Raw genomic sequence first — 22,227 nt, forward strand, 5'->3', positions numbered from 1 at the left:
TGTCTGGAGGGCAGCGGCTTTGGTGTGTCAGTCCTTGCCGAAGAACAGGATGTCGGGGCCGTAGTCGGTGAGGGGGCCTTTTTCGGCGGCTTGGCGGATGCCGCTGCCGGGGAGTTCGGTGACCTTGGCGAACATCGCCGCGTTGCCGAAGGCCGCGCGGACCTGGGTTTCGGAAGCGTAGTCGGCGCCGTAGTCGGCGAGGGTGGCGAAGTCGAGGGGGGCCAGGGGAGTTTCGAGTGGTGCCTGGCCCGCAGGGCGGCCGAGGGCGGCGTACTGGGTGGCCACTCCGTTGTCGTAGAGGCACAGCTCGTAGGAGATGTTCTCGATGGTGGCGACGGTCAGCACCGGCCACTTCGCCGACAACGCGACCGCCAGGGGGTGTTTGCCGAGTGCGCCGATCTCCCAGTTCAGGCTCTTCACCGAAACCCAGCTGCCCGAGGCTTTTTCGACGAGCACCACATCGGCGCCGAGTTCGGTGTCCGGGTTCACCTTCGGTTCTTTGACGCCCCAATGCCGTTCGTGCACACCGGCGAAACGACCCGCGTCGACAGGAGTAGCGCCGTGCGCGGCGAAGGCGGCGGTGACAGCGGTTCGAACCTGCTCCAGAGCGTCGGGCGCCGAGCAGCGCACAGCGATCGCGCCGTAGGTCGCGGTGATTTCCACGGGCCGCGACGGCGGTTCCGGCATGGCGCCGGCGGCGAGCGGCTTCAGGCCGACAAGGGCAAGACGCCAGTTGATTTCGTCGATGGTCGCCAGGTCGCCACCCGACTGGTACAGGATCTGCTGCTGGGTCAACCGGCCGGCGCGCTCGAGTGTCGCAGCGCCGAGCTTGTGCAGTGCCTGGGTGGTCTTGAGGGTCAGATCGAGGTCCTCGATCCGGGTTTCGCGCAGCTGCGCCGTGCTCGCCGAGGACGTGACCTCCGAGTACAGCGCGCGATAGCTCGCGATGGCCTGCTTGCGCGAGCGTCCGACCATCAGTGTCCGCAACAGCGTGCTCAGACTGGCCAGATACTTGCCCGGCTGCTCGGGTGCCCGCGCGTACATCGCGGCCCGGATCCGCACCGCCGACTCCGTGGCAGCCACCGCCGCCTCGTGATCGAGGCGCATCAACCACACGCCGCACTTGGACAACCCGTCGGCGCACATCGCCTGCACGTCCGGATAGTCCTGTGCCACTTGCCGATACGCAGAACACGCACTGCGGATGGTGTTGGTGGCGAGCTGGCGGTGCCCGACCAGCCGCGTCGCCTGCTCGAACAGCCGAAGCGCGTCCTGGAGCGCACCCGCGTACTCATAGGAGACGAAGCCCTCGACCAGCCAGTGCAGCCGGATCGCCACCGCTTCCTGCGCGGGCTCGAGCGCCTCCGCGGTGCGGTCGCGACCGGACGGGTCGTCGCGGGTGGCGAGCAGCCCCTGGGCCAGTTCGGTGAGCGAACCGGCCAGCCGGAGGTAGTCCTCGGGCTGCTGGCTGCGGGTGTTGGCGCGATCGGCTGCAACGCGCCGTTCGAGGCCGCTCAGGTCGGTCATGAGCGGTTCCGTCGCGACGTCAATCTCGGGCCCCATCATCGTTGCTGCGCAGGTCGGCGCACCGACCCAGGTTGTGGTCTACCGAGTCTGCCACAGTTGGCGCGACCGCGCGGCTCAGCTGTGGATGCGGCTGTCGCCGTGATGAACTCCTGGTGACCAGTGGGTGCGAAACCGCAGGAAAGGGTCAGTATCGGTGTGCGCCTGTCGTTCTGGAGGCCTGCGTGCGGGTGCTCGCCGTGGCATACTCGAGAGGTATTACCCGATGGTGGAGGAGCGTCGAGATGGCAGACAAGGTCGAATTCGATGAGCATCTGTTCCGCGGTGCGGCTGCCAAAACCGGTCACGTGAACGACCGGGTCACCAGCATCATGGACACCCTCAAAGCCTCGGTCGAAAGCCACCACGGCTGCTGGGGACACGACACCATCGGGACAACCTTCGCCAACGGCCAGGACGGCTCGGGCGGTTACACCAAGTCGAGCAAGTTGCTCACCGACAACGGTGACGCGGTGGCCGAGGGATTCGCCAACATGTCCCAGTCGCAGACCGAATCCGCCGAGTTCCTGCACAATATGGAACTCGACAACCGCTACGGGCTGCGCTGAGCTGGTATTCGCGACAATGGTGAACGAGCAGGCCAGAGCCGATATGGCCGACATTCTCGAAGGTGTGCAGGAACAGATGCGCACCATCGCCCGGCTCCAGCAGGAACGCGCGACCCTGACGGCCAGCGCCACGGTCCGCAGACACGTCACAGTGACGGTGAACGCGGACAATGTGGTGATCGAGACGAAATTCGGCCCCGACGTCGAAGACCTCAGCTACGCCGAGATCGCCAAGGCGGTCACCGAGGCCGCCAAGCAGGCGTCCGCCGAGATGGCGCGCAAGACGAGCGAGCTGCTGGAACCGCTGAACACCCAGCGCGCCCGCATGCCGAAACTGTCCGACCTGGTGGAGGGCATGCCCGAGATCAAGGTCCCGGAGCCGGTGAAAGCACCCACGTCGGCACCGAATTCGCCGGCGCGCCCGGCCGAAGACGACAAGCCGATGGAGTTCTCCGGAACCGTCGACGTGGACCTCGGCCGTGATCGAGGCGGTTCGGTCACCGACTCGAGCTGGTGAGCCCGGGCTTTCACGGGTAACCGAATATGGCGATCACCATCCCGGGGTGGCTACAGCACCTCGAAATCCTTGCGGGCATGGAATGGCCCGAGGGCAACGAAGACCAGATGTGGCAGCTCGGCGAGGACTGGCGCACGGCCGCCACCGAGCTGGAAAAGGTCATCAAAGATGTCGAGGCGGCGAAGGCGGCTTCGATCAAGGCGTATCCGGCGGGCGACGGCTACACCGAGATGGTCAATTCCTTCGACAGCCTGCTCCGGTCCGGTGGTGATCCCGAAAAAGACCGGTCGCTGAAAACGCTGGCCAAGTATTTCAAGGAAACCGGCGACGGCACCTACGAAGCCGGCACCGAGATCGAATATGCCAAACTGATGTACATCTCGTCGCTGGCATTGCTGGCGGCGGAAATGGCGGCCTCTTTCGCGGCCGGTCCGTTCAAACTCGGACTCGATGCGCTGGCTATCGGTGCGACCCGCATCGCTGTTCGCCTCATCGCGAATCGGTTGCTCGCGTCGATTATTCGCGCGGTCGGTAAGATTGCCGCGAATGCGGTGGTGAAGTTCGTTTTCCGGCACATCATGATCGATACCGTCATCGGTACGATGCAGGAATTCGCCATTCAGCAGTATCAGGTGGAGAAGGGGCATCGCGACAAGGTCAAATGGGAGCAGGTCGGTCTCACGGCGCTGAGTTCGGCGGCAGGTGGGGCCGTTGCGGGGCCGCTTGCCGGTCTCATCAACAAGCGTCTGATGCGCGGGGTGGACAATCCGTCGTGGGCGCGGCAGTACATGAACAGCCAGATCACCGGTATCTCGGCGGGTTTGGCGGGTGCCCTCGCCGGTTACGCGGTGACCATTCCCTTCGGGGCGGGGCCGTTCGACTACCGGATGCTGACGGCGGGTGGTCTCAGCGGCTCGTTGACGGGCGCGGCACGGACCGCCGGTAGTCACGCCTGGCAAAAGGGCGCGCCGGTGCTGTCGAGCCGTCCCGACCTCGCGACCCGGATGAACAGCCTGTTCGGTGACGTGGGTGGGCCACGGGTCGGTGCCGAACCCGGCGGGGCAGGTGCGAACTCCGGAGCCGGGACCGGTGGGTCGAATTCGCCGAGCCGGGCGGGCGTGGCTGGGGACGGGTCGAGCAGTCCCGGCACGCAGACGCGTCCTGCCGCAGCGGGCGGCGGGAACCAAGCGGCCTCGCAGTCTTCCGGATCTGGTGGGTCGCAGAGTAATTCGAGCAGCTCCGCACAGAGCGACGCGAGTTCCGGAGGCGACGGCGCGGGATCACAGAACGGCAGATCTTCCGCCGCGGATGATTCCGCATCGAGCGATCGGTCTTCGTCGGGCGAAGGTTCGTCGAGTGATCGTTCGACCTCGGGGGAGTCGTCGAGCGGGGAGGGCGGTTCGTCCAGCGACCGCTCCTCGAACGACCAGGCGGGCGATCGCGGTGCGGGTCTGACTGGGGAGAACGGCGCCCACAACGGCAGTTCTCCCTTCACTGCCGAACCGAATATCGCTGCGGCACAACAGAATGGTGTGCCGGCTGGTGGTGCACTGGTCGGCGCAGATGGTGTCGCCGGCGCACCGCAAGCGGCGGCTCCGGCGACTGCGGGCGCTCCGGCCGGAGCTGGGGCCCCGGCGACTGCGGGTGCTCCGGCGACCGCAGGTGCGCCAGCCGCGGGCGCTCCGGCAGCCTCGGCCCCGGCCGCGAACCCAGGTTCTCAGTCGAGTCCCACCGCAGGCGACAACCGCTCCGCAGGCGGTGGCGAACCCCGCACGCAAAGCGCCAAGCCAGATGCCGCATCCAGCCGCGCCGGTGTCGCCGATTCGGCACCGGCACCCACCGCAGGTGGTCCGGCTGTTCACGCCGCTCCGACCGGCGAGCAAGTGCCCCAGGCGAATTCGCGCCAAGAGGCTGCCGACACGCTCCAGGTGGCAAGCGATTCGGGCATTCCCGAAGCGGGCACACCCCGGGCAGGCGCGCCGGACGGACCCGGCCTGCCGCCGCGCACAGGCGAGGCCGACACCGCCGCCCCGCGCACCGGGTCGCCCGATGGTAATGGTTCTCCGCCGCGACTCGGCGGAGCGAATGACGCGGGTACTCCACCGCGAGCGGGTGCGTCTGATGGTGACGGCACTACGCCTCGCGTGGGCGAGCCTGATGGGGATAGTGCCCGGCCGCGTGCAGGCGAGTCCGATGGAGATGGTGCCCCACCTCGTACCAACGAATCGGATGGCGATGGAACTCGCCCTCGCGCGAGTGATTCCGACGGCGACGGTGCTCGCCCGCGTTCAGGGGATTCCGACGGGGCTCGGCCTCGTGTGGATGAATCCGGTGCTGAGGGAACTCGTCCTCGCGCGGGTGATTCCGACGGCGACGGTGCCCGCCCGCGTTCAGGGGATTCCGACGGGGCTCGGCCTCGTGTGGATGAATCCGGTGCTGAGGGAACTCGTCCTCGCACGGGTGGCTCCGATGGCGATGGTGCCCGGCCGCGTGTGGGTGAGTCTGACGGTGATGGCGCTCGCCCGCGTGTGGGTGAGTCCGATGGTGACGGTGCTCGCCCGCGAGTGAGTGAGTCCGATGGCGACGGGACCCGTCCACGTGCAGGGGAAACCGATGGCGATGGCGTCAGGCCCCGTGCAGGCGAGGTCGACGGGGATGGTGCCCGCCCGCGTGTGGCCGAGGCTGACGGGGATGGCGCCCGGCCGCGCATAAGCGAATCCGATGGCGACGGAACTGCCCCTCGCGCTGCTGATTCCGATGTGGACGCCGCTCCCTCTCGCATGGGTGACGGGGATGGGCAAGGCGCCCGGCCCCGTTCGGGGGATTCCGACGAGGACGGTGCCCTTCCTCGCTCGGGCGAGTCCGACGGCGACGACATCCGGCCCCGCGTGGGCGAGTCCGACGGGGATGGTGCCCGGCCGCGTGTCGGTGATTCCGATGGTGGCGGAACTCGTCCTCGTGCTGGTGATCCCGATGACGGCGCAGCTCCCTCTCGCGTGGGTGATGGGGAGGGTGACGGGACCCAGCCCCGTTCGGGTGATTCCGATGAAGACGGGGATGGGAGTCGGTCGGACGACGGGCTGCTCGTTGTTCCCTTGGCTGGCGGTGACGGGGACGGGCGGCCCGGGCGTCGAACGGACGGCGATGGTTCGGGGCGTCGGGATGCGGATAGTGACTCGACTTCGGAGCCGGATGGTGATGCGTCGCAGCGTGATTCGGACGACGACCCGCCGAAGAATCCCGCGCAGGAGGCGTTGCGCGAGATCAAGGAGGCCACGGGGACCCGGCGGATCAAGCCGCCGAAGGGGCCGGTGGGCGAGGCGGGGATGTCGCTGCGCGATATCGAGGACGCGGCCGGTGGGCGGATGCACGAGTTCCCGGCGGGCACGTCCGACCAGCCGAGACACCAGGGCGTCGCCGACGAGCTGGTGCGGATGGCGGAGGGGCTGAGCGCGCGAGACATCGCCAAGGGCAAGTTGCCGCGCGCCCTCGTCGTCGCCGAACACGTGGTGAACGGTCGTGGGGTCGGCGCCGACGCCTATGTCCTCACCGCGCGTCCCAACGCCGACGGCGGCTTCGACGTGGTCGCTTCCGGCACCCGCCCCGGCACCGTTGTGCCGAGCGAGGCACGCAATGTCTCGGCCGTGCTGTTCAACGGCAACGGAAAAGCCGTGTCCCCCAGCGGTTCCGATACTCGCGTGCGCCCCGCCCACGAGCGGTCGATCTACACCCGCGAGGGAACGATCGAAGGCCGCCGCGACGGCGAGACCCCCAAGCAGCACAGCTGGCGCATCCGAGCCGAACGCTCCGACCAGCTCGCCACCCGGGAAGCCGACCGAGCCTCCGCCCTGCGCGCCCTCATCGCCGCAGGTGGCGACAGCCTCGACAAGGACGCCCGCAAGAACCTCATCCGCGAGGCCAAACGCGCCGAGTGGAACGCGAACAACTACCGCAAAAACGGTGACGCCCAATGGAAGGTCATCGGCGGCCGCCCCGAAACCCCTGACCCGACCCCCCGCACCCCGGACCCCGACACCACCCACACCCCCGACCCGGCCCCGCGTACCCCCGACTCCGAAGCAACACCGCCGCGAACGCCGGATTCGGGCGCCACACCTTCCCGCGAACCGGCCACCGACTCGACCCCGGAACGCACCCAGGAGCCCGAAGCACCGCCGACCCGCACCCCGGATTCGGACACAACTCCGCCACGCACACCCGACCCCGATGTGACGCCCACACCGGACCAGGCTGCGTCCCAACCACGTACGCCGGATGCCGATGCGACACCGCCGCGCACGCCGGATTCGGATGTGACGCCCACGCCGGATTCGGATGTGGCGTCGTCGCGCACGCTCGACGCTGATGGGCGCCCCACCCGGACCGTGGATTCCGACGGCGTGCCTTCACATTCGGACGCCGGTGATGCGCAGGCGCGCCGCCCGCACTCCGATGAATCCCCGCGCACCGCTGATGCGGATTCGGGCCCCACGCGGACGCCCGATGTTCCTTCACGGGCAGCCGACCCGGACAGCACACAACAGCGCAGGCCCGACGCCGACGGCGCTCGCCCACGTACCCCGGATGCCGACAGCTCGGCTCCGCGCCGGCCCGATGCGGACCCCACCCAGCAGCGCAGGCCGGACACGGTGCGGCAGCCTGCCGGGGAGGCCACTGCCCCACGGCGCAACGACCCTGACTCCGCCGCGCCGCGCAGGCCCGACGTGGACAGCACCCGCCAGCGCACGTCGGAGGCGGACTCACTGCGGATGCCCGACAGCACCGGGCCGCAGCGGACACCGGATGGTGCGCAGCGCAATCCTGAGGGGAACGGAAGTGCGGCGCCCGCACGGGGATCCGATGGTGCGGACCGCAATCGTGAGGTCGATGGTTCGGTGCGGCCCGAGGATGTCCGGGATCTCACGCGGCGTCCACCGCTGGACGAGACACCCGACTTCCTCGCCGAGTCCGATGACATCGAGGAGGGCCTGGAGAACGACGTCTATCAGTCCGCGGACGGCAAGTGGCATCATGTGCTCGACCCGGCGGGCACGTTCCGGGATGTCAACTTCCGGCTGCACGATGCCAACGGGTTCTGTCGTGATCCGCTCACCAGCAGCGAGTTCCGGTATCTCGCGCAGGAGGGCCCCAAGCGCACCTACAAGGTCGCCGATCCCGAGATCGCCAGGCAGATGGCCGACATCGTGGCCGACCGCACGGTGGTGCAGAAGCGCAGCGATGACGCGCTGAAGATCGTCAACCGGTTGATGGGCGAGTTCGGTGTCGCCAAGCTCGGCGATATCGCCAGCAGTCAGAAGCTGGACAAGGTCGTCGCCGAGCAGCGGCGCAAGCTCGAGGACGCCTACGACGACCTGCAACGTGACCTCGCGGACCGCCCGGACGACCCCCAGCTGCAACGCCGGGAAACCGAGATCATCGACAAACTCGAGCGACTCGACGAATTCGAACGCGCCGCAGCCTCTTTCAACAGGCTGCGACCGCAGCTCGTCGCCCACTCGAAGGCGCTCGGCGAGCTCGCCGCCCGCGCGTTCGGCCTCGACCCGGCCGAATTTCCCGGCGCCGTGCTGCTTTCACCGTTCGACGGGGACATCGACGGTCGCCCGGTCATCGACGGCGCGAACGTGCTCGACGTGGTTGTCTACGTGCCGGGTACCGCCGGTGCGCCGCCGGCGCTGATCTCGCACGAGGCGAAGGGTGTCGGTTCCAAGCTCGGTGGCTCGAAAGTCGCGAGCGCGGAACAGGGTTCGCCCGAGTACTACCGCCGCACCCTGCGCATCGACAACAACCTGCACCGCATACTCGCCGAGACTCCCGAGCAGATGCGGCAACGCGGCATCGACCCCGAATCGCCGGAGGGGCAGGCGCTGATCCGCGCGAGGAACGACCTGCTCGACGCGCACCGGGCAGGCACGCTGCGGTTCGAGTACCACCACGTGCACGCCGACAGGAACGGCAACGTGACTGTCAGCGAGTTCGATCTGGTGCGCGACGGCAACCTCGTGCGCATGGACAATGTCGGTGGATACGATTCGCCCACACTGCAATCCGATGCGGTCCCGCGCACTGACGACGACACCCCTGTCCGCCCGGAGAACCCGGACGAAGCGGCTCGTTTCGACGCCGACCAGCTCGGTGCCCCCGACTCCGACGAGTGGTCGAACCGCAGCCCCGAGGAAGTCGCCGAGCGCCTCCAGGATCATCTGCGCCGGGTCACCGGCAACCCCGAATTCGAGGTGTTCGGCTTCGATTCCGACTCCGTGAATCCGGAGGTGGCGCGCGAATACGCCCGCGCCATGGTCGACCTGTTCGACCGCAACCCCACCGTCGACCTGCGCCGCGTCGGCATCGGCGAGCTGCCGACGGGCGTGATCGGAATGTCGCAGCCGAGGATCGACCCGGCGACCGGCAGGCTCTACACCGAATCCATCGTGCTCAGCCGCGACCACGCGCAGAGCGCGGAGTACTTCCGTCAGCGTATGCAGCTCGGTGTCGACAACAACCGTTTCGCGCCCGAGGTGCTGAGGCGGCCGGTGTACGCGGTGCTCGCCCACGAATACGGGCACGCGCTCGACTACGCCGGTCAGCAGAGCGCTCGCCACCAGGCCGAAGACCTGCTCATCCAGCGCTACGCCGACGACACCACCCGCGACCCCGCCCAGTCCTACGACGACTGGCTGCGGCAGCTCAGCGGCTACAGCTTCGACGGCAACGGGCGGTTGCGTCCCGGCGAAGCCGTGCCCGAGGCGTTCGCGGCGCAGATGCTGCGCACCCTCGGTGGCGACGACACCAGCCCGGAACCGGTACGCGCCCTGCACGATCTGGTCACCGATATCGCCGCGCGCCCACCGGAATCGGTCACCTGGCCGCTGTCCGAGGACGCCGAACGGGCCGCCGAACCCGACGACGTGCCCGATCGCGCCGACCGCGACCTCCTGGCCGACCCGGTGAACGACGAATGGTCCGATCTGCCACCGGCCGAGGTGGGGCGACATCTGGCCGAACGAATGCGCGACATCACCGGACACGATGTCGAGACCTTCGGTTTCGACCAGCCGAACGTGCATCCGGCGATGGCCCGCGAACTGGCCCGCGGCATCGTCGACATGCAGACCCGATACCCGAGTGTCGATGTGCGCAGCGTCGGTATCGGGGAGACCGGACCCGGCCGGGTCGCGGAGACAGCGCCCGAACGCGACCCGAACGGCGGCTACCGCGCCAAGTCGATCACGTTCAACCAGCAGTACTTCGCCGGCAACGGCAGCCTGTTCCAGAACCTCATGCGCGCCAGCAAGCCCGGCTTCTACACCCGCAGCCTGTGGGACCGTCCGGTGTACGGATTCGCGGTGCACGAGTTCGGTCATGCCCTCGACTACGCGGGCGAACCCAGAACCCGCAAACGGGTGGGGCTGCGTCTGCACGACCACTACCACCGCAACCGGCTGGGCGACCGCGACGGCTTCAACCCTTGGCTCGCCGGCGAACTCAGTGGCTACAGCATGAACAGCCGGACCGGCGAGCTCAATCCGGGCGAAGCGCTCGCCGAGGCTTTCCGCGAAATGGAAGCCACCCGTGACGCGGACGGCGCGCTGCACCCGGAACGGGTGAGCCCGGCCGTGCGGATCATGTACGACCTGCTCACCGACGCGGCGCAGGTACCGCGCTCCGACGCGATGACCGTGGATCGCGCGGCCGACGAGATGCAGCTACGTCCGCCGTGGGAGGACGACATCCCCGACCTGGGTGATCTCGGTGCACCCCGCGACGACGAATGGTCGGACCTCTCGCCGAGCGAGGTGGGCGACCACCTGCGCGACGTGCTGCGCGAGGCGATGAACAACCCGGACTTCGACGTGTACGGCTTCGACCTGCCTGGGCTCGATGCCGAGGTGGTTCGCGACTACGCGCGGTCGATGGTCGAGCTGTACAACGCCTTCCCGCAGACGGATCTGCGTCGCGTCGGCATCGGTGACCTCGATTACGGCGTGCTCGGCCAGACCACCCGCACCCCCGACCGGACCACGGGCCTGCCCTATACCGACATCACGCTCGGTTACGACTACGCGATCAGCGCCATCCACCTGCGGTCGTCGATGCAGCAGTCGGTCGACTCGGGTCACTTCCATCCGGGCGTGCTCGACCGGCCGGTGTACGCCATCGCCGCGCACGAGTACGGTCACGCGCTCGACGCGGCAGGCCGGCTCGCGGCCCGGGCCGACGCCGACGGGACGCTCGACGAAGCCTTCCACGACAACCCCGACGGGTACGACGATCCGGACTCGTGGCGGCGTCAGCTCAGCGGTTACAGCCGCAGTGGCCCCGACGGTCGGTTGAACCCGGCGGAGGCGCTCGCCGAGGCGTTCACCGAAGTGCTCATGGTCGGCCACGACCGAGCGAGTTGGCCCGCCCGCACGCTCTACGACCTGCTGATGCGGGAGGCACAGAATCCGACCCGCGATTATGTGCACAACCTGCCCGAACAGGGTGCCGACCATATGGAACTGCCCGATAGGGGGAACCCGGATCGGCCGGAACCGGATGGGTCCGACCCGGATCGCTCACAGCGGGAACGTTCGGAACCCGAGGCCGGAGATCCGGATCGTTCGCAGCCGGACCGCTCGCAATCGGATCGCACGCGTAGCGACGGCGAGCTGACGCGCGACGGTGCGCACACCGATCCACCGCGCACCGCCCAGCCGCAGCCGGAAGCGCCGCGTCAGAACAACTCCCCGGAGGAAACGCCACGCCGGCGCCGGTGGTGGCGATCGGAACAGCCTGCGATCCCGGCCGAACCGGAACGACGCGTCTTCTTCGACATCGACGGCGAACAGGTGGTTGTGCCGCTGTACCGCGACGCCGACGGCGAGTGGCAGGTGGCGCCGCAAGACACGACCATGCGCCAGGCCGAGCCGAGGTCGTTCCTGAAACGTGCGCTCGCGCAACTGAACAACCACTTCCCGATCCTCAAGCAGCCCTCCGGCGCGCCCAACATCGGTGACAGTGCGGGACAGGCCGCGATCCGCGACGGTGTCCTCGGGATCGGCGACATGATCGCCAACCCTGGCCCGGCGCAACTGCCTCCGCCCAGCCCGACGCCGCCGGGAGTTCCGACGGTCGGGCCCGGACCCGAGGCCTCGGCGCCCGACCCCACGTTCTTGCGGATCGCCCAGCAGACCCCGGTCTTGATCCAGAACCGCGAGTACCTCCCGCTCTTCGGCAAGTTGTCCGGCCGGGTGCGTCGTTCGGGCGGCGAGTATCCGGCGATGCGCAATGAGGACGGGTCCGAATACCGTCCCGAGCTCAGCGATGCCGACGCCGACCTGGTGCGCAGGCAGATCATCAGCGATCTGCGGGTCGAGCGCGTCACCCCCGAGGACGCGCGCAACGATCTACTCGAGGCCTTCGAGCATGCCGGGCGTGGACAGCGCGAACGCATCCTGCGCGACATGCTCGCCAACGACCTGATCACCCAGGACGAAGCCGACGAACTGCACAACAAGCCGCAGCCCGATCCGCTGCCGCCGCTGCCGCCGCCCGTCGACCCGCCGCCGCCCGGTGGGGAGACGCTGCGCGAGATGTTCGACCGGTTGCTCGGTATCGAGGTGGCCGACGAGCCGGATGCGCTGCGCCGGGAAATCGACCGGCAGCAATACATGGTGATGCGGCAGACCGCGGCCATCATCGGCCTCGGCGATGCCTTCATCCGCGCGCACATCGAGCAGAACGCGCCCTACACCTCCGCCGACGGCGAATCGCAAGCTCCGGTGCGCTTCGGCGGACGGGTGAGCATGATCGACCAGAACCCGATGGGCCGGTTCCTGACTGAGTTCATCGCCGCGTTCGGCCGCGATCCCGGCGTGCTCGCCACGACCCCCCTCGACAACGGCGCCGAACCGCTGCCGATGTTCGGCGACCCGGATGCGCTCGGCCGCGACCAGGGTCTGCGCGACTTCTTCGTGCACGCGCTGCGCCGCGACCAGCTGGCCCACGAATTGGACACGTGGGCAGGCACATTCGGCCTCGGGCCGCACCAGCTCACGCCGGACACGGTCGACGCCTTCGTGCAGAGGCTGTTCGAGATCAATCAGATACGGGCCGAACGGCTCGCCGAATTGATCGCGGCCGTGGAGGATCGGCTGCCACCGCGCGACACCGACGGCCCGACCCTCGGCGAGCCGATTCGCGACCAGGTTGCCCGGCTGCCAGGCGGCGACGGCGCGCCCGATCGGCTCGTCATCACCGACGGGGCACGCGAACGCGACCAGGTTCTCGCCGATGTGCTCGCCTCCCGACCGGATCTGGCAGCGCAGATCCGCGACGGCGACCTGCTGGTCGACTACCGCAAGGTGCTCACCGACTTCAGGGGACAGACCCACCTCGAACCGGTCGACACACCGCAGGTGCGCGACCACACCGAAACCGTCGACGGACGAGATGTGCGGATCACCCTGCTGCGCGACGGTGACGGCGCCTGGCGCCCGATCATCGGTTCGGATGCCGTCCCCGGCGACGGTGCGACAGTGCAGCGCACCCGCGAGCAGATACTCGCCGACCTGGTCGATCTGATCTTCGCCCTCGAGCTCACCCCCGCAGATGTGCTGCCCGGCGACATCGACGAACGGATCGCCGAACTCAAACTCGACAACGCGGTGCGCGCCGCGCAGGTCGAGGGTCTGGCCGACTTCCTGCGCACCGGAAACCTCGTCGAGGACTTCCACACCGTCAGCAACGCGCGCGGCCGCCTCGCGTCCGCCCTCGGCCTGACCCAGGAACAGATGACCGCGGGCAAGCTCGGTGACCTGCTCGCCGACGCGTCTCGACGAAAAGCGCTGCGCGCGCAGAACTTCGACGATCTCGAACTGTACTTCGGTACCCTTCGCGACCTCGACTCCAAGGCGCTCGACGCGGCGCGTCAGCGGTTGGCCGACCGGCTCGTGCCCGACAGTCACATCCATCCGGCGCACCGCCACGACTCGCTACCCGCCGACGAACGCCCGACCACCACCGAGCGGCCGACCCGCAAGCAGAAGCGGCTCGCGCGGTACGCCGATCTCGCCGGTGTCGACCATCGGGTCGCGGCGCTGCTGCCCCCGGGCCGGGTCGAGCGGCCGGGTGGGCACAGGGACGACGACAAGGTCTTCGCCGTCGACCCGAAGGGGTTGAGTGGGAAGAAGCTGCATCAGCTGGTGCGGATGCACGAACAGCAGGGCAACGGCGAACTGGTGCGTGAGGCACTCACCGAATTCGCCAAGGCGCTGCGCGACATCGACCGCTATGCCCTCGCGCCGACGGACAGCAAGGACGTCGTCCGGTCGGAGAATCAGAGCGACCCGCGGTCGGACGGCAAGGAAATCGCCGACCCGAGGCTTGTCCGCGAGTCGATGCCGCTGCAGGGGCCCGACAGCATCAACGCGATGCGCCGGGTGATCGCCGACGCGCTCGGCAGTGTCGACGTGGCGGACTTCGCGCGCGCGGTCGCTGAGGGCGCGGGCAACCTCGACCTCACCGTCCCCGGCAACGTCGGCAATACGAATCGGCCGTCTGCGGGCCGCGATTGGGCACGCCTGGTCGGCGTCGACCTGGCGGGCGCGGACGGCGTGACGTACGCCAAGATCTACGAGGCGTTCCGCGACGGCAAGATCGAAAAGCACGAAGGCCTGAAGCCTGAGCAGATGGCGGCCGTGATCCGGGCATTGCGCATCGAAATCGCCGATCGCGCGGCCAAGCTGACGGCGCTGCGGCAGTTGGTGCACGACTACTTCGGGACGAACGACAACCATCTCGGCACTGAGCCGGGCGAGAGCACTCCGCCCCGGCGTCCACAGCAGGCGGGTAGTGGGCTGCCGGGAGAGGGCGCGCCCGGTCGACCGAATTCTGCTGAGCAGCAAGGGGCGTCCGGTCCTGCTCGTACCGTGAACGGTGGGGGCGGAAAGCCGCCCGTGCAGCCGCCTCGGTCGTCGTCTGATGAACCGGAAGATGGTGGGCACGACCGCGATTCGGACGGCAACCCGTTCGACGACGCGGCCCGCCGGAAATCTGCGGCCACCGACGAGGTGTTCGATCGGCACGATGAGGCCGCCGACGCTCGTCTCGCGGAGACGCTCGAGCGATTGACACAGGTCCAGCAGGAGCTGGAACAGGGACTGAACGAGTCGCCCGCACCGCAACCCGACGAGTCGGTAGCCGCCCGCGACCCGCAACCCCAGCCGAGCCCGGACAGCCGAATTCGCGACATCCTCGACGAGATCACCCAACTGCGCGGTGAACTCGACGACCGCTCCGTCGACACCGAACTCGACCGCGAACAACTCGCAGCCGACCTCCTCGCCAAGGCCAGAACCCTCCGCCTGGAACAACTCCTGGACCAGACCCGCCGGGAAATCGCCGCCGAATTCGACGAACTCGACCGCCGCGACGACGAGGGCCCCGACGACGACGGCCCCGACGACGGCCTCCCCGCCACCCCCGACCCCACACCGTCCAAGCCCCCGTCCACTCCTGGCGCCGCCAACCAGCCACCACCCCAACCGGGCGTCAACCCGACACCTCCGATGCCGTCGACACCTCCGATGCCGTCGACACCTCCGATGCCGTCGGCACCTCCGATGCCGTCGGCACCTCCGATGCCTTCGGCGCCCCCGATGCCGTCCGCACCGCCCATGCCTTCGGCGCCCCCGATGCCTTCGGCACCTCCGATGCCGTCGGCGCCCCCGATGCCGTCCGCACCGCCCATGCCTTCGGCGCCGCCGATGCCATCTGCGCCGCCGATGCCTTCGGCGCCGCCGATGCCGTCCGCGCCGCCGATGCCTTCGACACCTCCGATGCCATCTGCGCCCCCGATGCCGTCCGCACCGCCCATGCCTTCGGTACCGCCGGTGCCGTCCGCACCGCCGGTGCCGTCGGCGCCCCCGATGCCATCTGCGCCGCCGATGCCGTCAGCACCACCCACCCCTTCTGTGTCGCCGCCGTCTTCGTCACCGACTACGCCTGTGCCGCAGACGCCCTCGTCGCCTTCTGCGCCCCATACGCAGTCGTCGCCGGAGCAACCGTCGACCCCGGACACCCCGTCCACCCCGCCGCCGGGCGGCCCACCCATGCCGCCGACACCGCCCTCGGGTTCTCCGGAGTCGGGGGACAACGCCCAGGCGCGCAGTGGGGATCCCCTGCGGGATGTGGCCGAGTTCCTGCGGGAGCAGCGGGATCTTCCTGGGCAGCGGGATGCGGCGCCGTTGTCGGAGGATGCGGCTTCGTATGCGCGGGCGTTGGGGGCGGCGCTCGGGTTGGGGGAGCGGTTCTCCGGGTTGCGGCAACCGTTGGCGGCGTTGGCCGAGCTTGCGGAGTTGGCGCGGGCTCGTGGGTTCCTCGACAGCGCCGACGGGCCGGCTATGCGGTACCCGGCCGACTTCGGGCCGCTGTCGGACACCGACCTCTACGGTGACGAGCAGTACTGGCTCACCGAGGCCGACGATGCGACATTGCGTGAGGTCCAGGAGGATCTTCGGCGCGCCGGTCTGCCGGTGGACCAGCCGTCCATGCCGACGCGGCAGATACCGCCGCAGGGTTCGCCGATTCTCGCGTCGAATCCGACTGGCCCCGCAGCCCGGGTGCCGGACTCGGATCCGAACCACGCCGCCGACCACGTGCCAACGCCCGAATCGGTGGATCAGACCCGTGATCGTCTGATGCGCCGGTTCGATCTCAGCGATGCCGATCTCGCCCAGCTCGGCGATACCGTCGCACACCTGCGGTATCGAAACCTGTTGCGCGCGGCCATGGTCGAGGCCATGGCAGCTGCGGTGGACCGCGTCGCCGGAATCAGCGATCCCACCTTGCGCGCCCAAGCCGAAGGCGCGCGTGACGGCTGGGCTTGCAGGCTCCGCGTCGACCCCGACACCCTCGTGCGCGACCCGGATCGTGCGATCGCCGATGCTCGCGCCCAGGTCCGCCGGGAAGCCGACGACATCCTCGACCTGGCCGATGCGGTCCGTGTCACCGAGGGTGGCGAGAATCCGGACGGGTCCCGCCGTTACAACATCCAGGTCGACGGAGACCGCGTACCCGCGCGGCTCGTGCCCGACGGCGATTCCCGCTGGCGGGTCGAAGAGTCCGAACGCCTCGACCCGCCCGCCCCGACCCCCGCCGACCCGTCCGACACGCCCGCGCCGCGCAAGTCCCTGCTGCGCCGCATGTGGGACGCGGTGAACTTCGGGTACGAAGGTCATACGCCCAAGTACCCGTCCGGTTCGGGTATCGACAGCGCGGGCCAGTCGATGCTCGGCCACCAGGCGGGTCTGCCGCTGACCAGTCAGCGCGACCCGAGCCCGGCGCCGGGTGATGAATACGATGTCCTGAGTACCAAATTCAGCCCGGTGCGCATCCTCAAGGAAGCCATCACGATGTGGCGCAGCCGCGAGCTTGTGCCGTTCTTCAAGCACCTCACCTCGCGGATCGCCGACCAGGCGGCGCCGGACAACCGTCCGCCCACCCTGCGTGACGGCTCCGAATACCGGTACGCGCTCGACGAAGCCGACCCCGAGCTGGTGCGTCGGGAACTCGGTGTCGAACTCGAGGATCTGAAGCGGCAGGCCGATGCCGAGGCCCGCGAACTCGCCGCAGGCGAGCAGCGACCGGAATTGCCTGCGCAGCCGGACACGCTGCCCGGCAATGCCGAGGTCGCGCGCTCGACTGCCGAGATCGACAGCTGGACAAGGGAACTCGAAGACGCGGCGACCCTGCGTGACGACCTCGCCGACACGCTGACCGACGCCGCCGACGACCTCGAGGTCACCCTCGGCGACCCGACACCGGAGAACGTGCGCCGCGCCCTCGACCAGATCCGCTACCAGCAGCTGCGCCGGATAGGTGCCCTCACCGGCATGGCCGAGGCGGCCCGCCGCTTCGCCGCCGAACACCAGCGCATCCCGTTCACCGACCAGATCGACTTCTTCGACAGCGATCCGATGACCCGCTTCCTGATCGAGGTGGTCCGGGCCAACCAGGGCAACCCGACCCTGCTGAACTGGCAGGGAGTGAACAACGGTGGCGAACCGGGGCGCGACTGGGGCGACCTCACCTACTCCGATCAGCCGGGCATCGACCAGGGCATGCGCGAGTACTTCGAGAACGCGTTGCGGCGAGACCAGATTCGCGACGAGCGCGCGGTGTGGGCGCAATTGCTACAGACCGACCTGTCCGACCTGGACGCGGGCGACCTGCGCGACGTGTTCACCGCCGAAATGGACCGCATTCGTGAATACGACGCGCTGGCAGCCGATTTCGCTCGCGACGCCGAAAGATTTTTGCGCGCGCACAGCGAGGCTGCCGAACTCGCCGATCTGATCGGTGACATGGCGAGCCGGGACTGGGTGCTCTCGCGTGGTGGTGCCATGCTCGACGACGGCACCGGAATCGGCCTCGTTCCAGGCGATTCCGAAGGTTCGTTGCGGCTGGTCGTCCTCGACGGGCCGACGGGACATGATCGAGTGCTCGCCGATGCGCTCGGCCGCTACCCGGACCTGGCGCAGGCGGTCAATGACGGTGTGGTCGACGTGCGCTACATCGGTACCGATGTGCGGCCCGGGCGGACCCTGGCCGACGGTCAGGCGATACCCGAACGCATCCTCGTGCTCGACCAAGGGCTGCGCGACGTACGGCACTTCAGCGGTGTGGTCGACGGTCGATCCGTTGATGTGACCACTGTGAACGACGGGTCGGGGTGGCGGGTGGTTCCCGACGAACCGGTCGACGACACACTCGCGGTGAGCGATCCGGACGAGAGCGCCGATCTTCGCTCGCCCGACGAAATCAGCGCGGCTGTCGGCGAACTCGTGGATCGGCTCGGCATCACCGCGGCCGATCGATCGTCGGCGCAGTCGCTGGCGGACAAGCTCGCCACCCTGCGGGCCGAGAACGCGGTGCGCGCCAGCCAGATCGAAGCCATCATCGACTACGCCCGCACCGCATGGGATATCGACACCTTCCACCAGGTGGAAGCAGCGCGGCACCGCGTGTCGCATCGGCTCGGACTCGACGCCGAGGAGATGACGCCGCGTAGGCTGGCCGAGGAATTCACCGACCAGCGTCAGCGCAACCCACGCAGGCAGCAGCAGGCCGAAGCGCTGGCGAAGTACGCGAAAGAGTTGAGCGGCATCGACTCCCAGCGGGTCGCGGCGGCCGACGACCGGCTGGTCCGCCGACTCGACGCACTGCGCCGACCACCGGGTTCCGACGAACCGGTGGTGACGTCGATCAAGCAACTGGGCGAGGTGGTCGCCGATCTGGTGCACCGCAACGGCATTCGCGAAGAGCTGGTCGACGCGCTCACCGACTATGCGGCAGAACTCGCCGAGATCGACCACTTCGATCCGCGCGCACATGGTGTCAACGCCGTGGACCCGCGCGTGCCCGACGCCGAGTTCCCGGTGCACGACAAGGCTGTCCGGCATCTGCTCGACCTCGTCGGCGACCCGTCCGCCCTGGTCGACGTGCCCGAATTGCTCGGTCTGCTGGACGGTAACACCGATATCGCGCCCGGTCCGGATCGCGGTGCGAGCCGCGACTTCGTCCGCATCCTCGGCCTGGATCTCACCGATGCCACCGCCGAGCGCTGGGCCGAGGTCTACGAGATCTACCGCGACGGCAAGATCGACCAGCACGAACGCCTGACGCCCGAACAACTCGCCGAGGTGCAGGCCGAACTGCGCGACGAAGTTCTGCGCCGCGCCGCCGACATCACCGAACTCACCGACCTGCTGCATCGCGCGGCCGACCACGAGGTGCAGCGCCTCACCGAGCAAAGGGCCGAAGCGACAAGGGAACTCGCCGACGCCGAAGCCGCCCTCGGACAAGCCCGCCAGGGCCTTCCGATCAACGAATCCGATCTGATCGACCCACGCACCCGAGCCGACGCCATCGCCGAACTGCGCTCGCGCACAATGCGAGTCGACGAGCAACAGCCTTGGCAGAACCGTCTCACCGCCCTGGAGCAAGCCGCTCAGCGCGTCGACGAGGCCCGCACCACCCTGACCGATATCGACACCGCCCTCGCCAACCCCACCCACCTACCGCCGGGAAGCCTTACCCGCCAGTCCCCACTTCCCGCTCAACCCTCCAACGAACTGGGCTCCGGCGGTCCCGTCAACAGTCTTCCCGCCCCGAACGGTCAGCGCGGTGTCAGCACCGACCCGCCGGTTGTGAACGCGTCCGACGTCGACGACACCAGTGTCAACGGTTCCGTTGGCGCCGCCCCGACTACGAACGGACAGGTCGGCGGTGATCGCGCTGCGCAAGAGCCCAACACAGATCGAGAGATGCCCGGTCCGAGCCTGCCCGTCAACACAGGGCCTGGTACTAGTCGGCCCGTCAACCCCGGCCTCGAGGCAGACGGGTCGGAGGTCGGAGCTTCGGACGGAGGGCCCGTTGCCGACGCTGGCGCGGATCGTTTCGTAGATGGCGAAGCCAGTGCAGAGTCGTCTGCCACAAAGGACTCCAGTGGCGACGATTCCGGTTCGCGAAAGACCGGTGCCGACGCCGGCACGGATGAGGCAGGCGAGAAGCAGCCCGGCACCGACGGAGCCGGCAACGATGCGGCCGATGGTGAGGCACACCCTGCGGGGGATACCGACAGCTCGTCCAATGGCACCCCGGGCTCGCCGACCACCGCACCACCGCACACGGCCCCCGAGCCGACAAACCGCCCCGTCGGCCCCACCCGCTCCCGAATCCCGCACCCCCCGAAGGACTACGACTTCGACTTCCCCGTCCCCCCACCCATCTCCCCCCTCCCACCCCTCGAATTCGACCTAACCCCCTCAGACCCGCCCCCTCCACCAAACCCCCCGACCCCACCAAACCCCCCGACCCCGCCTGGCCCTTCGAACCCGACGCCGCCGGATGTGCCGACGCCGCCGGATGTGCCGACGCCGCCGGATGTGCCGACGCCGCCGGGCGTGCCGACGCCGCCGGATGTGCCGACGCCGCCGGGCGTGCCGACGCCGCCAGGTGTGCCGACGCCGCCGGGCGTGCCGACGCCGCCAGGTGTGCCGACGCCGCCAGGTGTGCCGACGCCGCCGGGCGTGCCGACGCCGCCGGGCGTGCCGACGCCGCCGGGCGTGCCGACCCCGCCGGGCGTGCCGACCCCGCCGGACTTCCCGACCCCGCCGGGTATACCGATCCCGCCGGGCGTGCCGACCCCGCCAGGTATGCCGACGCCGCCAGGTGCGCCGACCCTGCCGGACTTCCCGGTGCCGCCTGGTGTGCCTGTGCATCCGGGCATTCCGAACCCGCCTGACTTTCCGATGCCACCGGGTATACCGCCGGCCCCGGGTAGTCCTTCGCAGCCTGATCTTCCGGTTCCTCCGGATGGCTCGGTGCCGCCTGGTATTCCCATGCCACCGCATGTGCCGGCACCGCAGATTCCGGTGCCGCCAGAGGTACCGGGTCTGCCTTTGCCGCCGGGGATTCCGGTGCCTGGCTTCCAGGTGCCGCCGGGTATCCCAGGCTCGCCGGACATGCCACTTCCTGATCCGATGTCCTCGGGCGGTCCGAATGAGTTGCGGCCGGGGCAGATCGGAGCCACTGGTGATGCTGCGGCTCCGGATTTCCTTCGGGGACTACAGGTTCCGTCTGGCGAAAGGGATGTGCCGCGCGCTCCCTGGGCGCAGCCGGGGTACGAAGCGAACGGAGCATCCGGGTCGTTCGTGCCACCTCCGGGTATCGATGCGGGTGGCTCAACCCCTGCGCAGTTGCCGCCGTACCCGAATGCGGCATCCCCGACGGGCGCCGCTGATCAGGGTCGATTCCAGTACCCGACCGGGCAGGCCGGATATCCGGCGAATGACCAGGCCGGTCTGTACCCGAACGGGAATGGATCGTCTCCACACAGCTCCTCACCCCAGTACCCGACGGCACCGGGTCCGCAGAACCCCGTGCCACAGCCCCACCACCCCACAACCCAACCCCCGCTCGCCCAATACCCAGGCACCGGGCACCCACCTGTCGCTCCGCCGACGAGCCAACTTCCGTTCCAACCTGTCCACACACAGGAACCCACCTACGGCGCCCCACCGCCCATGCCGATGTCGGCGCCCCCGTCCACTGCCGGAACGAACGGACACCCCGCCCGCAACTACCCCAGGACCGTCTCGACCGACGGCCTGGTCGTACGCCCCTTCGCCGGCTACGGCGTCCGCTCCCTGTTCGACCCGATCACCGGTGCCCTGCAGGCCGGGCAGTCGGCAGGGCACGACAGCGGCGTCTACGGTGAGCTGAACGGCGTGAAGATGGTGTTCTACCGGTCGATGGACGGGTTGGCCGTGCGGGTGGGGGATCGGACGTTCCCGCTCGAGGGTGACGCCCGGGTCGACTGGGGAACGGTCGCCTGGCGGACGAATCGGTTCGCCATCGTCATCGGCGATACTGTCGTCTGTGAGCTGGTGTATCGGGCGCTGCCACCGGAGCTGGACCTCGGTGCCTACATCCGTGACGTGGTGCACGATGACCAGCGGCGGACCACGATTTTCGCCCGATGACGCTCAGGCCGCGACGATGTGAGGAGGCATG

The 22,227-nt window shown here is 68.9% G+C and carries 5 protein-coding genes and 1 pseudogene; 5 read left to right on the forward strand and 1 reads right to left on the reverse strand.

Annotated features, from left to right (window positions below):
• Positions 1–27: 27 nt before the first annotated feature.
• Positions 28–1,527, reverse strand: a complete 1,500-nt coding sequence (locus LDL21_RS24220) for a hypothetical protein (RefSeq protein WP_225281877.1) — start codon at positions 1,525–1,527, stop codon at positions 28–30.
• A 281-nt stretch (positions 1,528–1,808) separates the two neighbouring features.
• Between LDL21_RS24220 and LDL21_RS24225 the strand changes: the two genes are divergently transcribed.
• The 5 genes and pseudogenes from LDL21_RS24225 to LDL21_RS24245 all read left to right on the forward strand — a co-directional run bounded on the left by LDL21_RS24225 (position 1,809) and on the right by LDL21_RS24245 (position 22,196).
• The gene (locus LDL21_RS24225) at positions 1,809–2,132 is read left to right on the forward strand and encodes a hypothetical protein (protein WP_225281878.1); all 324 of its coding nucleotides are present in this window, start codon (positions 1,809–1,811) and stop codon (positions 2,130–2,132) included.
• A 16-nt stretch (positions 2,133–2,148) separates the two neighbouring features.
• Positions 2,149–2,649 (forward strand): YbaB/EbfC family nucleoid-associated protein, encoded by a 501-nt coding sequence (locus tag LDL21_RS24230; protein ID WP_225281879.1) that lies wholly within the window; start codon positions 2,149–2,151, stop codon positions 2,647–2,649.
• Between the two features lie 107 nt (positions 2,650–2,756).
• Positions 2,757–3,092, forward strand: a pseudogene (locus tag LDL21_RS30265) (WXG100-like domain-containing protein); the annotation flags it as partial.
• A gap of 1,642 nt (positions 3,093–4,734) precedes the next feature.
• The gene (locus LDL21_RS24240; RefSeq protein ID WP_225281881.1) at positions 4,735–5,217 is read left to right on the forward strand and encodes a hypothetical protein; all 483 of its coding nucleotides are present in this window, start codon (positions 4,735–4,737) and stop codon (positions 5,215–5,217) included.
• Between the two features lie 686 nt (positions 5,218–5,903).
• Positions 5,904–22,196: a hypothetical protein gene (locus LDL21_RS24245; protein ID WP_225281937.1), complete on the forward strand. Its 16,293-nt coding sequence runs from the start codon at positions 5,904–5,906 to the stop codon at positions 22,194–22,196.
• The last annotated feature ends 31 nt before the right edge of the window (positions 22,197–22,227 follow it).

Source organism: Nocardia rosealba, assembly GCF_020216065.1.
GTDB classification, from domain to species: domain Bacteria; phylum Actinomycetota; class Actinomycetes; order Mycobacteriales; family Mycobacteriaceae; genus Nocardia; species Nocardia rosealba.

Bases quoted from the DNA above. Each gene is read 5' to 3' on its own strand.
- LDL21_RS24240 (WP_225281881.1), top strand. From the start codon at position 4,735: ATGACGCGGGTACTCCACCGCGAGCGGGTGCGTCTGATGGTGACGGCA.
- LDL21_RS24230 (WP_225281879.1), top strand. From the start codon at position 2,149: ATGGTGAACGAGCAGGCCAGAGCCGATATGGCCGACATTCTCGAAGGT.
- LDL21_RS24225 (WP_225281878.1), top strand. From the start codon at position 1,809: ATGGCAGACAAGGTCGAATTCGATGAGCATCTGTTCCGCGGTGCGGCT.
- LDL21_RS24220 (WP_225281877.1), bottom strand. From the start codon at position 1,527: ATGACCGACCTGAGCGGCCTCGAACGGCGCGTTGCAGCCGATCGCGCC.